Annotated in this window: 11 protein-coding genes and 1 tRNA gene; 5 read left to right on the top strand and 7 right to left on the bottom strand. The window is 32.7% G+C overall.

Annotation, left to right across the window (positions count from 1 at the left end):
* Positions 1-74: 74 nt before the first annotated feature.
* Positions 75-154: transfer RNA gene (locus BUC11_RS04380), tRNA-Leu, on the top strand.
* A gap of 73 nt (positions 155-227) precedes the next feature.
* Here the strand turns inward: BUC11_RS04380 and BUC11_RS04375 are convergent.
* The 7 genes from BUC11_RS04375 to BUC11_RS04345 all read right to left on the bottom strand — a co-directional run bounded on the left by BUC11_RS04375 (position 228) and on the right by BUC11_RS04345 (position 9,064).
* Positions 228-743, bottom strand: a complete 516-nt coding sequence (locus BUC11_RS04375) for a hypothetical protein (RefSeq protein ID WP_073352292.1) — start codon at positions 741-743, stop codon at positions 228-230.
* Complete coding sequence (locus BUC11_RS04370) at positions 740-1,708, bottom strand: hypothetical protein (protein WP_073352290.1); 969 nt, start codon at positions 1,706-1,708, stop codon at positions 740-742. The genes BUC11_RS04375 and BUC11_RS04370 overlap by 4 nt, the downstream gene beginning before the upstream one ends.
* Positions 1,709-1,918: 210 nt before the next feature.
* On the bottom strand, positions 1,919-4,609 hold the full coding sequence (locus tag BUC11_RS04365) for a DEAD/DEAH box helicase (protein ID WP_073352288.1): 2,691 nt from the start codon (positions 4,607-4,609) through the stop codon (positions 1,919-1,921).
* 58 nt (positions 4,610-4,667) lie between these two features.
* On the bottom strand, positions 4,668-5,528 hold the full coding sequence (locus BUC11_RS04360) for a hypothetical protein (protein ID WP_073352286.1): 861 nt from the start codon (positions 5,526-5,528) through the stop codon (positions 4,668-4,670).
* A 51-nt stretch (positions 5,529-5,579) separates the two neighbouring features.
* Positions 5,580-6,575: a virulence RhuM family protein gene (locus BUC11_RS04355; protein ID WP_073352285.1), complete on the bottom strand. Its 996-nt coding sequence runs from the start codon at positions 6,573-6,575 to the stop codon at positions 5,580-5,582.
* Between the two features lie 33 nt (positions 6,576-6,608).
* The gene (locus BUC11_RS04350; RefSeq protein ID WP_073352283.1) at positions 6,609-8,204 is read right to left on the bottom strand and encodes a site-specific DNA-methyltransferase; all 1,596 of its coding nucleotides are present in this window, start codon (positions 8,202-8,204) and stop codon (positions 6,609-6,611) included.
* 512 nt (positions 8,205-8,716) lie between these two features.
* Complete coding sequence (locus BUC11_RS04345) at positions 8,717-9,064, bottom strand: toxin-antitoxin system YwqK family antitoxin (protein WP_073352281.1); 348 nt, start codon at positions 9,062-9,064, stop codon at positions 8,717-8,719.
* 227 nt (positions 9,065-9,291) lie between these two features.
* On the opposite strand from BUC11_RS04345, the gene aspS reads away from it, so the two are divergent.
* The 4 genes from aspS to BUC11_RS04325 all read left to right on the top strand — a co-directional run bounded on the left by aspS (position 9,292) and on the right by BUC11_RS04325 (position 12,652).
* The gene (gene aspS / locus BUC11_RS04340; RefSeq protein ID WP_073352279.1) at positions 9,292-11,037 is read left to right on the top strand and encodes an aspartate--tRNA ligase; all 1,746 of its coding nucleotides are present in this window, start codon (positions 9,292-9,294) and stop codon (positions 11,035-11,037) included.
* Between the two features lie 132 nt (positions 11,038-11,169).
* Complete coding sequence (locus BUC11_RS04335) at positions 11,170-11,364, top strand: cold-shock protein (RefSeq protein ID WP_007137066.1); 195 nt, start codon at positions 11,170-11,172, stop codon at positions 11,362-11,364.
* A 289-nt stretch (positions 11,365-11,653) separates the two neighbouring features.
* A complete protein-coding gene (locus tag BUC11_RS04330; RefSeq protein WP_066079373.1) occupies positions 11,654-12,019 on the top strand; it encodes an NADH-quinone oxidoreductase subunit A in 366 nt (121 codons plus the stop codon).
* An 84-nt stretch (positions 12,020-12,103) separates the two neighbouring features.
* On the top strand, positions 12,104-12,652 hold the full coding sequence (locus BUC11_RS04325; RefSeq protein ID WP_066079375.1) for an NADH-quinone oxidoreductase subunit B: 549 nt from the start codon (positions 12,104-12,106) through the stop codon (positions 12,650-12,652).
* Positions 12,653-12,655 lie beyond the last annotated feature (3 nt).

The following is a 12,655-nucleotide window of genomic DNA, read 5'->3' as shown; positions in this document are numbered from 1 at the left end:
AATTGATGATTGATTTAAACACAATCACCTCTTTTATTGCGTTGAAATAGCTGTCGCTATTTCAGGTCTGCTAAGCCCGGATGGCGGAATTGGTAGACGCGCTGGTCTCAAACACCTGTGGGAAACCGTGCCGGTTCGACTCCGGCTCCGGGTACTTAAAAACCTCTTAATCATATGATTGAGAGGTTTTTTGATTTTAGTGGGGGACGAAAAGGGTGGCCAAATTTTTATAAGTTTTGGTTTTCGTCATTTTCTTTCTGTAAGTCCATAATCTTTTCTAAAATCAAAAGACATCTAGAAATTGTCATCATTATGATTGTAAATCCAAAAATGTTAAAATAAAAAATATTTGGCTTAAAGGTTTCTGGACAAAATATCTTTACAGTAAATCCAATAATAGCCACAATAATTAGAGACTTGATACAGTTTTTTAGATGTCGAACAGTTTCATGATATAAACCAGTTGCAAAGAAGAGGTCAAATAATGTTTCCTTACTATCAATTTCAAGCTTATTAATTTTTGAACCTCCTTTAAAAGTTATTAAAACCGTTAGAAGGGTTAATATGAAACCAGACATCGTTAGGCTAATGTTTATAACATCTGTTGTAATTGAAATGCAGTCGTCAATTTTAGGTATTATAATTATTTGTTTATAAACTAATAAGTAACCTAATATTGTAAAAAGTACTGCAAACGAAGAATCCCATAAAAAAGGTCTCTTGAAATACTTGTCTAAGATCATAATGTATCCATCAAAGTGTTAAAGTCTTCATTAATTAAATTATACCAGTCTTTTGATTTTGTAACAGTCTTCAAATCGACTACGAGTAAAGTTTCCCGTTTACTATTTAATAGATTGAATACTTCCTCTTGTCCTTCTTTGTCTTCATATTTTACGACAAATGAATCGAAAGTGTCCAAATTGAAAGTAGGTCTTTTAAATCTTTGAAGCATTTCAGTAAACATTTTATTTGCCTCCTTGTTCAATTCGCTACTTGTAATACCCTTTCCAGGAGTTTGAAATAAAGTTTCAATTTTAATGAATTTAGGTTTTAAAGTATTTGATATGTTGTTCATTCCACTAAAATATTTTCCCTGTATATCTGCATCGAGTTGAGGGAGATTTTTTGGCTGAACTTTTATTTCCATATTCAAAACATTTTTTAAATTACTTAATGCCTTATCTATAGATACATCCATATAAATACTTACTTCCGTGGCTTTACTCTGCCTTAGAACTTTATGAGCAACATTTCTAAAATAGAACTCAATATCAGACATACGTGGGCCATAATGTTGATATTCATAACATATTACAGGAAATTTTTTGCTATAATCAATAAAAAAATGTGTTTCTTCTGCAATGCTTCCGAGCTCTTTCATAGAAACTAATTTATATTGCTCTTTGGGTTTTAGTAAAGGCAATCGTCCACTTCTTAATAAAGCTATAGAACATCTAATTCTTTTGTCTTTATGAAGAAATACCGCTCGATTCATAAAGAGTTCTCTATTGCTATTTGGTCTTCCTTCATGTCTGTCAATTAAATGCCCTTCCTTATCTTGTATAAGTTTATTTGATATGTAGGTAATAACGTTTCTCATAATGTCGTTACTATCCAGTTTTTCGCTTAAATGATTTAAAGGAGTAAATTTTAAGGAGAAATATTGAAACTTAACTTCTGTAAGGTTTTCTTGAATGATATCCATTTATCTATAATAACTTTGTTGTTAATTATTTATACAAATAAAGTCTTTTTTTGTGAGGTTTTAATTTATCATAGATTTAATTAAATATTTTGACGTAACTATTCGTCTACACAATTTAAATATCTCTGAATCGGATTTATTTTATAAATTTAAAGTTCATCATTCTATTAATAGCCATTGATTTATTTTAAAAATGTTACATCAAAAATTTTATAAAGCCCCAATAATATCTAAAAAATTCTTAGCTGTATAACAACCTTCAACATTTTTATTCTCAAATACCATGAAGTATTTATAGTTTTCGCCTGATTTTTCGGCCCATTTTTTGCCTAAAATGTTTTTGGCTTTACTATCATCGTTATCTAGAAAATCGCCTTTGGTTTCTACTAATATGATGTTCTGTTTTTGAGTGTAAATAATAAAGTCAGGATAATGATTGTTATTAAATCCGTTAAGATAAAAACCTTTGTCCTTGCTCTCTGAGTTTTTATGCCAAAATAAAATATTGTCCAATGAGGCAACATCCATTATTAAACTTTGTTCAAAATTATTCATGTCTCCCTCACGCTCATACAGCGATTTATTAATCATAGCTCCTTCTTTGCTGTGAACTAAAGTACTTTTGAATTTGAAATTTGGCTTTACAATTATTTTATTAGTGTCCAGTAATTTTTTGAATTCTTCTTTAGCGTGTTGGTTTGCTAATTCTATAATTTTAGCTTTTATTTTATAAATGTAATTGTATTCATTATTTACGGCATCAATAATTTCTTCGGTAGAAAATTCGCTAAAAATTCGCTCGATATATTTTTTTATTTCTTGTTCTGCAATGGGTGTCATATTACCAATTTTACCCACCATAATACTCGTTATGTCTTTAACTTGTTTTTCCTTAGGCTTTGCAAGAATGGTATCAGTCAGCATTTTTTTTGCCTGAATACTGAATTTTGAAATTACAGTATCTTTTCGTTTTTCATCATAATCCACTTTTACTACATCAGCAGTAACGCTATTAAAATCTATTTCAATGTTTTTAGAAGACAACTTGAAGGTGCTCAATAATTGGTCTCTGTTTAGGAATACTTCTCCTTGGCTCAATTCTTCAAAAACTAATTCTTGATTTAATACACTTTCCTCTAATTTTTTATAAAATTGAGGTAGTGATATTGTTTCTGCTACTTGATTAAAATGTTCTACTATTTTATATCTTTTTGGTTCTTTTCCCATTTCTCTTAAAAGGTATTCCGTATTGTCTCCATCCTCTGTAGTCAATCTTGTTTCAAACGCTTTGCCTTCCTCAATTGCTTTTTGAGTTATTAGATTTATGGCTGTATTGGTAGTAGATGGTATTATTTTTTCTGTAGGGTCAAAATTAATGGCACCTACATTGATATTTGTAATGTCAGCATCGTCAAAAGAAGGAATAGTACTGTTTTCTGTAGAACCAAACAATTCATTGCTTAGAACCTCTTTATCTGTAAGAACAGTAGTTACCTCTTCGCTTATGATTTCCTCCGCATAGTAGTCTTTGTTGCTAAAACCGGCATCTTGCAAACCTCTAACAATGTTGTCTAAAGTTTCATTGAATTTAGCTGATGCTGTTAAAACGAATGAAAGGTTCAACAATGGTTCTTTATGTTTAATCACATAAGGTTGGCGCAAAACTCGACCTAAAATTTGTTCTACTTCAACTGCCGATGATTTATCTGCCAATGATGCAAGGATGTAAGCAAATGGACAATCCCAACCTTCTTTTAAAGCATTGACGGTTATAATGTAGCGAACTGGACACTTTTCGTCCATTAAATCTATTCCTTTTAATTCGTCTAAACCACTAACTTTGATTTTGATTTGTTCTTCGGGAATTTTTAATTCGATTAGCTTTTCTTTGATCTTAGTATAGGTGGTATTGTCGCTTCCTTTGATATTAGATTGTGCTTGAAATAAAATAATAGGTCTTATCTTTTTACCACCGTCTAAGCTTTCTTGAATCGCCAATTGTTCTAATTGTCTTTGTAAGTGTAAAGCACTGTTGATTACTTCTTCTTTTCGGCTGTGGTTGTATACAATTACTGGTAGTTTTACCATGTGTTCCTTCTTCAACTCGATGGCATTTACATAACTAACAATATTACTGTTTTTCTTTGGTGTCGCCGTTAAATCCAAAATAAAAGAAGGATTAAGGTTTTGAAGCATTTCAATACTTAAATCACTTTCGGCATTATGACTTTCATCAACAATAACTAAAGGGTTCAAGCTTCTGATAATATTGATTAAAGCACTTTCATCTGTGTCTGGTAACACTAAATCTTGCCCGACAACACTATCTCTAAAAGCTTCTAATGCTCCGTTTTGTTGGTAAATTTTACGGTCGTCTTTTTTCTTAGAATTGATGCGTAAACTGCTAAAATTGAAAACGAAAATATTCAATTGTTCCGAAACCGATGTTGGGTTAAAATTAGCTCCTTGCAACAAACTTTCTTTTTCATAGACTTCTACACTATGATTGAATAGTGTATTTAGTTTTTGACGATACGGATGCGATGCATCTGATAAATTTGATGCGGTTTGCTGTAAAAGATTACTCCAGGGCACAAGCCAAACAACTGCTTTAGGACGGCTACTTTCATAACTGCTAAAGATGGAATGAATAGCATTACAAGCAATAAAGGTTTTTCCTCCCGCGGTAGGTACTTTTATGGCAATGTGAGGCGTGTTTTTGATATTGTCTTTATAGGCTGTCATTCCACTATAAGTACCGTCAAGCTTCAATTCATATGCTCCTACTTTGTCTTCCCAATACTGTTTGAAGGCAAGGGAAGGTGTGTCGTATTTTTGGAGATATTCTAAAAAAAAATCTAAATCGGTAATAACTTGTTGTTGGTAGGATTTTAACTCCATATTTTTAAAATTATGAGTTTTAAGTTATGAATTATGAGTTGTTGTTCCTCATTCATAATTATTTTTTATTTTCGTCAAACTGATTAAATACTATTTTCTTTTCTGCTAATCGTAAAACAGCGTGTAATGTCGCTAAGCAACAATAGAAAATCCAACTATACCAAATGGGCTTATCATAATCTGTCTTTTGTTTTTGGTTATGATGTCTGATTCCGAAATTGTTGACAATATTAAAAAGAGCCTTTTCATCATCACTTATCAAATGTTCTTTAATAGATGGTCTTATGAATTCTAAAACATCAATAAGTTCTCTAATGGCAGCAAATCTTTCATCATGTGTAGATTTAGAACGCCTGAATTTTAGAATAGCAGAGTCTATTCTGTTTTTTATATTTTCGGTATCGTCTGTTGGAATAATTGCCTCTAATAAATTAGAAAGTCCATTTTCGGGGAGATTTAAAATATGCCCGCTTCCTGAAATCTCAAACCCATGTTTGTATTCTTGTAAAATTGGGTTTAGTAATTCTATATAATGTTTTTGTCCTTCAATATCATCAAATTCAGTACAGCCATAATAATTCCAACCAGTTTCATTCGTTAAATATCCCGGGTCTAAACCCTTAGAACAATGATCGTGTAGAAATTCTATTATATCAAAAAGATCCTCTTCAGTATAATTAGGTAAGTATTCCTCAATTGGATATAAACTGTCTTTTCTTAATTTAAGAAAAATTTTATTTTCAACGCTAATTGGATGATCTTGATGGGATACGGTTTCTTCTAAATACTTCTGGAAATAAAGACCTACTTTTAGGCTATTATAAGCTATTAAAAATGTTTTTTTTAGATTTTCAAAACTCATCTGCTGTTCGTCTGAAATCATTTCTTTCCTAAGAGAATAATATTTCTTATCTTCCATCTCTTTCTGTTTTTAGTTCTTCTTCAAGTTTTTATCAGCTATAACTCCTAACTATTTTCCTTTCCTCAATCCTTTAACTACCTTGTCAAAGTCAGACACTATTTTTTGGGTTTTATTAAATGTTTCGTATGCTGCAATCGCTTTTTTATCAGCGGTGATTTTTTTCATTTTGCCTTTTCCTTCTAAAACTTTATAGTCGTTAAAAGATAGGAATTTATTAACGCTAGTTGCTAGTCCTTCCATAGTAAAAGTGTTTTCTCGCTCAATCAATCCTTCGATGTAATCAAAATAACCCGTTACGGTTCTTTCTAATTGTTTGATTTCTTTTTCCTGCAAGTAATTCTTAGCAATAATAACATCTGATTTTAGTATTCGTCCAACAGGGGCATTTTTCCATGAAGTTAATCCCATATTCTCTTTTTGACTGTCTGCAGTTTTAGCTATGATCTCAGCTGCAGTATTGCCGGTTATGGCAAAATGGAATTTATTTTGAACCATAGCATAAAAGCCTTTGGTTATATCGGCATTTTTGTCATAATCAATTGAACACTCCGCAAAAATATCAGTTACTTGTTGGTATATCCTTCTTTCGCTGGCGCGGATCGAACGTACTCTTTGTAATAATTCTCTAAAGTAATCTTTGCCAAAAAGTGTTTGTCCTTGTTTTAATCTATCATCATCAAGTACAAATCCTTTTACAATATATTCCTTTAAGGCTTGTGTCGCCCATTTTCTGAACTGAACTGCCTTTATCGAATTTACTCTGTATCCTACTGAAATTATAGCATCGAGGTTGTAATGTTTTGTATTATAATTTTTACCATCGGAAGCAGTTGCCGAGAAAACCTCGGTAACTGAATCTTCTTCTAACTCATTGATTTCGAAAATGTTTTTTAAATGCAATGAAATATTATCAGTAGAACATTCAAATAATGCCGACATTGCTTTTTGTGAAAGCCAAACACTTTCGTCTTTCAACAAAACATCAACTTTTATGGCTCCGCTCGGTGCTGTGTATAATATAAATTTACTTAAACCTTCTTCCATAATCTTGTGCAATTATAAATTTCTTGTTTTATTTTAAAAACGAGTAATATCTCTTGGTATTTTCTTGAAAATAATATGATGTTTCAACATGAAATCTTTCTCTAATAAGCAATTATCAGCATAAATGATATATTGACTGGCTTTGTGTTTTATTCGTGCCATGAAATCGTAATCAACTGTGGTTACGGCTTGTTTTGTATAATAAAAATAATAATCGGTTTGATCTTTTGAACCAATACGATAGTTATCCTGTTCTAAATTTTGAATGTTTGTGAATGCTGTTCTCGTTTCTGAATACCAAATGTATTTTAAGATATTATCAATCCCAACGGCTTCGTTTAGAATGTCTTCTTCAAGAAATAAAGGTTCGCCCAGTTGGTAATAATCAAAACTACCGCCTGTGCCTTCTACGCCTTTTTTGTCTTCACCATAGCCTTTAATAACTCTTTTCACTCGCTCGGCAGTAATTGTATTAGCATACTCTTCCATTTCTATCAAAATGAATTTGCGATTACCACCATCTTGCTTGTTCAGATTCAGAACTGCATGAGCCGTTGTTCCTGAGCCTGCGAAGCTGTCTAGGATTATAGAGTTTTTATCGGTTGATAATTCTAAAACTCGATTAATTAATTGATGTGGTTTTGGACTGTCAAAAACATTACCCTCTATGATAATGTTTAATTCTTTTTTACCTTCTTGATTATGCGATACTTCATCATATTTCCATATTGTTTGTGGAACGACTCCGTCATTTACTTCTGATAAATATCGTTTTAATTGAGGTTTTCCATTTCCATCTTTTCCGAAATAAAATTTATTTTCAGCTAACATTAATTTGGATTTTTCTTCATTGAAACGATAACAATTTCCTTGAGGAGGAAAGTGTATTTTGCCGTTATTTGGATTTTCAATTCCAAAAACTCCTGACTGAGAAAATGACTTAACTAAAACATTATCTGGTCTCCAAACTCCTCGACCATCATCGTCGTTGTATTTGTAGAATTTATTTTGTTTTTCAGTTCTGGGAGCAAGATTTAATTTCCAATTATTTTTAGATTTTGCAAAAACAAGCACAAAATCATGTGATGCAGAAAAATATTTGGCATCATTTCTAGGTGAATAGTTTTTTTCCCAAATAACATTTGTAACAAAATTTCTCACCCCAAAAATTTCATCACATATCAATTTCAAATTTGCCTGTTCATTATCATCGATACTAATGAAAATTGCACCATCATCCGCTAATAATTTATGCAATAATTTCAATCTTGGATACATCATGCACAGCCACTTATCGTGTCGTGTAAGGTCTTCACCATCTTTACCCACGACTTCACCTAGCCATTTTTTTATTTTTGGGTGGTTTACATTGTCGTTATACACCCAACTCTCATTTCCTGTATTGTAAGGTGGGTCAATATAAATACATTTTATTTTGCCTTCGTATTCGGGTAATAAGCTTTTTAGGGCTTCAAGGTTGTCGCCATGTATGATTTTATTACCACTGTTATTGGGTTCAGGTTGTTCTATTCCATCCGTAAAACCATATTGCGGTTCTAGTATTTTATAAGGAACATCTTGATGATGATTGATTACTTTTTCTTTTCCAATCCAGTTTAGTGTAGGCATTGCAATTCTTGTATTTTATTAAGTTGGGTAAAAATAGGACATTATTGTTAAATAGGTACTACACTGACTTGTTCGAATTGATTAAAATTAGTTAAAATAGTATTGGTAGTAATTCTTTTTCGGACTTTTCAATTGGTAAAAGATGCCTATAATAACGAGCGCGGAGGCCTAGAAATTCTCAAGTGTCTCCCACTTGTTTAAGAACCGCTCCATAAAAAAAATTTCGCTTACTTGGGCGTTATCGTCAGTTTAAAACTGAAATTCACATCCTCAAAGTTGGAAACTTTGCGAAGCGTTTATGGATTCTAAGTAAGGCAAATTTGAACATCGAGTTTTAAGTAAAATTCGATCATTAAAATTGCAACATCTTCGTGCCGACTACTTTATTTTTAATTTTAGCAGTAAGCGAAATAACTAATTTTGCATTTTTTTAATATTCGAATAAACAAATGATTCCACAAAAAAAGCCTTCGCATAAACGAAAGCTTTTGTAAATTATAATGAGGTTTTTTTTAATCTCGATTAACCAATGCGTCTTGTTTCCATGTTCTTACGGAAGCGATGCGGCTATTAGAATAATCTACTTCACTTAGGTTATTTCCATTCCAGAAAAACCATTTTCCAGTTTTTTCTCCGTTTTTATAAGTGGCAACAGATTGTTTATTACCATTCGTATCGTATAAAGTCCAAACTCCTTCCAGTTTCCCGTTTTTAAAGAAACCTTCTTGTTGTACTTTTCCGTTTTCAAAGTAGTACGTTGTTTTAACTAATTCACCTACAGCTTCTAGTTTTGGATTGTTTTCTTGAGCGAATGCTATCCCTGAGAAAAGTAATGCGGTTAATATTATATATTTTTTCATGTCGTTTGGATTTTTAAATTCATATTAGCTTAACAAATGTATAAAACATTTTACAATAAAAAAACTTTTACTTAACAATTTAGTAACATTAGAGTAAAATTTAACATTCGAAATAAAATGGGCTTTGAAACCAATCACTAAAATTTGTGAATTCGCAATTCATTATTCATAATTAGTCCTAAATTTGCAGCGGTGTCCAAAGGGCAAAATAATCAAAAATTTAGAACATGTATAGAAGTCATAACTGTGGCGAATTGAATGCCTCACATATTAATACAGAAGTTACACTTGCGGGATGGGTTCAAAAATCCCGAGATAAGGGATTTATGAATTGGGTTGATTTACGCGACCGTTATGGAGTTACGCAGTTAATTTTTGACGAAGGTCGTTCGGAAAAATCTGTTTTTGAGTTGGCTAAAACATTAGGTCGTGAATTTGTAATCCAAGTTAAAGGTGCTGTTATTGAGCGGGAAGCCAAAAACAAAAACATGACCACGGGTGATATTGAAATTTTAGTTACGGAGTTGACTATTCTAAATGCATCATTGACGCCTCCTTTTACAATAGAGGATGAAACGGATGGTGGCGAAGATATCCGAATGAAGTATCGTTACCTTGACATTCGAAGAAATCCGGTAAAAAACAGTTTGATGTTTCGTCATAAAGTAGCCATGGAAGTGCGTAAATATCTTTCTGATTTAGATTTCTGTGAAGTTGAAACGCCTTATTTAATTAAATCTACTCCAGAAGGAGCTAGAGATTTTGTGGTGCCTTCCAGAATGAATGAAGGTCAGTTTTATGCATTACCACAATCGCCTCAAACGTTCAAGCAATTATTGATGGTGGGTGGAATGGATAAGTATTTCCAAATCGTGAAATGTTTCCGTGATGAAGATTTACGTGCAGACAGACAACCGGAATTTACACAAATCGATTGTGAAATGGCTTTTGTGGAGCAAGAAGATATTTTGAATGTTTTTGAAGGATTGACAAGACATTTACTAAAAGAAATTAAAGGCATCGAAGTAGAAAAATTCCCAAGAATTACCTACGAATATGCGATGAAAACATACGGAAATGACAAACCGGATATCCGTTTCGGAATGGAATTTGGGGAATTAAATCAAGTAACACAACACAAAGAATTCCCTGTTTTTAATGCTGCTGAATTTGTGGTTGGTATTGCAGTTCCGGGAGTTGGAAACTATACTCGTAAGGAAATAGATGGATTAATTGACTGGGTAAAACGTCCTCAAGTAGGCGCATCCGGAATGGTTTATGTAAAATGCAATGAAGACGGAACCTATAAATCATCCGTTGATAAATTCTACGATCAAGATGATTTAGCGCAATGGGCAAAAATTACCGGAGCAAAACCTGGAGATATGATTTTTGTACTTTCTGGTCCTACGGATAAAACAAGAACACAGTTGAGTGCATTGCGAATGGAATTAGCAACTCGCTTAGGCTTAAGAAATCCAGCGGAATTTGCTCCGCTTTGGGTAGTTGATTTTCCATTATTAGAGTTTGATGAAGAAAGTGGTCGTTACCATGCCATGCATCACCCGTTTACTTCCCCAAAACCGGAAGACATGCACTTATTAGAAACAGATCCAGGGAAAGTTCGTGCCAATGCGTATGATATGGTTTTAAATGGAAATGAAATCGGTGGTGGATCAATTCGTATTCACGATAAAGCAACACAACAATTAATGTTCAAATATTTAGGTTTCACCGAAGAAGATGCGAAAGCACAATTCGGATTTTTAATGGATGCGTTCCAATTTGGTGCGCCGCCTCATGGAGGTTTGGCTTTTGGACTGGACAGGTTAGTCGCAATTTTAGGTGGGCAGGAAACCATTCGTGATTTTATTGCTTTTCCAAAAAATAATTCTGGAAGAGATGTTATGATTGATGCTCCATCTAAAATAGATGAATCGCAGCTGAAAGAGCTTCACATTAAATTAGTTTAATTGTTGTTCATCGGTAAAATTTGTTAGAAAACGTTGAATATCAATATTTTTACAAAATAAAAACATAAGATAGTATTTCGTATTATATTAAATATTACATTTGCCTCATTATAAATTATTATTACAATTACAATGCGTACAGGTACAGTTAAATTTTTCAATGAATCTAAAGGTTACGGATTCATTACAGACGAAGAAACAGGAAAAGACATTTTTGTTCATGCATCAGGAATCAACGCGGAAGAATTACGCGAAGGTGATAGAGTAAGCTATGAAGAAGAAGAAGGAAGAAAAGGAAAAGTTGCTGCGAAAGTAGCAGTTATCTAAGCAAAAAATTTATTTTTTGTCTAAGAATGTGTAAAACGTTTCGATTAAATTCGGAACGTTTTTTTTGTTTTATATCCATCCTAAATGGGCATAAGAATGCGATGTATTAGTGTTGTTAAATCCTCTAAACGTTAAACACATCTTAATAGAACCGTCGTTTCTTATTTATAATAAATAAAAATTGTAAATTTACATCGATGTAGTGGCGATGTATTTCTTTGTTTTAATTGTTATTTAATAATTTGAAAGTTATCTTTGTCGCTTATTCTTATTCATAAATAACTGCCATATGCAATCCGATCAATTAAATTATATTCCTATTTTAATGCAGTTTATTTTAGCTGTAGGATTTGTTGTAGGAACGATAATAGTTTCAGGGAAATTAGGTCCTAAACGTTCTTCTGAAAACAAAGATAAAAACTTCGAGTGCGGAATTGAGTCCGTTGGAAACGCTAGAATACCCTTTTCAGTAAAATATTTTCTTGTTGCGATTTTATTTGTTTTGTTTGATGTTGAGGTTATTTTTCTCTATCCATGGGCAATAAATTTCAAGGAGTTGGGAATGGAAGGAATGGTGAAAATGGTGATCTTTATGCTTTTGCTTTTGGTGGGTTTTTTCTACATCATCAAAAAGAAAGCGTTGGAGTGGGAGTAAAATTTATTTTAAATGTTGAATTATAAATTATAAAAAGTTTTTTTTAATTTATAATTCAGAATTTTTAATTCTAAATAACAAAAAATGAGTGATTCAAATATAAATATGGTTGCCCCTCCAGAGGGTGTTGTTGGTGAAGGTTTCTTCGCTACAAAACTTAATGACGTAGTGGGAATGGCTCGTGCAAATTCATTGTGGCCTTTGCCTTTCGCCACTTCTTGTTGCGGAATCGAATTTATGGCAACGATGGCTTCGCATTACGATTTAGCACGATTTGGTTCGGAGCGCGTTAGTTTTTCTCCTCGTCAAGCGGATATGTTAATGGTAATGGGAACGATTTCAAAAAAAATGGCGCCTATTTTACGTCAGGTTTATGAGCAAATGTCGGAACCTCGTTGGGTAATCGCTGTGGGAGCTTGTGCTTCATCTGGTGGAATCTTTGACACGTATTCCGTTTTGCAAGGGATTGATAAAGTGATTCCGGTTGATGTTTATGTCCCAGGTTGTCCACCAAGACCGGAACAAATTGTAGATGGCGTTATGAAATTGCAAGAGTTGGTGAGAACAGAATCGGTAAGAAGAAGAAGTTCTCCTGAATACCAAGAATTATTAGCTTCTTATAACATCAAATAAATA

The sequence above is a fragment of the Flavobacterium xanthum genome (assembly GCF_900142695.1).
GTDB lineage: Bacteria > Bacteroidota > Bacteroidia > Flavobacteriales > Flavobacteriaceae > Flavobacterium > Flavobacterium xanthum.
The sequence above is the reverse complement of the archived record's forward strand: the minus strand, read 5'-3'. Positions and strand labels throughout refer to the sequence as shown.

Bases quoted from the DNA above. Each gene is read 5' to 3' on its own strand.
- BUC11_RS04330 (WP_066079373.1), top strand. From the start codon at position 11,654: ATGCAATCCGATCAATTAAATTATATTCCTATTTTAATGCAGTTTATT.
- BUC11_RS04375 (WP_073352292.1), bottom strand. From the start codon at position 743: ATGATCTTAGACAAGTATTTCAAGAGACCTTTTTTATGGGATTCTTCG.
- BUC11_RS04350 (WP_073352283.1), bottom strand. From the start codon at position 8,204: ATGCCTACACTAAACTGGATTGGAAAAGAAAAAGTAATCAATCATCAT.
- BUC11_RS04325 (WP_066079375.1), top strand. From the start codon at position 12,104: ATGAGTGATTCAAATATAAATATGGTTGCCCCTCCAGAGGGTGTTGTT.
- BUC11_RS04360 (WP_073352286.1), bottom strand. From the start codon at position 5,528: ATGGAAGATAAGAAATATTATTCTCTTAGGAAAGAAATGATTTCAGAC.
- BUC11_RS04355 (WP_073352285.1), bottom strand. From the start codon at position 6,575: ATGGAAGAAGGTTTAAGTAAATTTATATTATACACAGCACCGAGCGGA.
- BUC11_RS04365 (WP_073352288.1), bottom strand. From the start codon at position 4,609: ATGGAGTTAAAATCCTACCAACAACAAGTTATTACCGATTTAGATTTT.
- BUC11_RS04370 (WP_073352290.1), bottom strand. From the start codon at position 1,708: ATGGATATCATTCAAGAAAACCTTACAGAAGTTAAGTTTCAATATTTC.
- BUC11_RS04345 (WP_073352281.1), bottom strand. From the start codon at position 9,064: ATGAAAAAATATATAATATTAACCGCATTACTTTTCTCAGGGATAGCA.
- BUC11_RS04335 (WP_007137066.1), top strand. From the start codon at position 11,170: ATGCGTACAGGTACAGTTAAATTTTTCAATGAATCTAAAGGTTACGGA.
- aspS (WP_073352279.1), top strand. From the start codon at position 9,292: ATGTATAGAAGTCATAACTGTGGCGAATTGAATGCCTCACATATTAAT.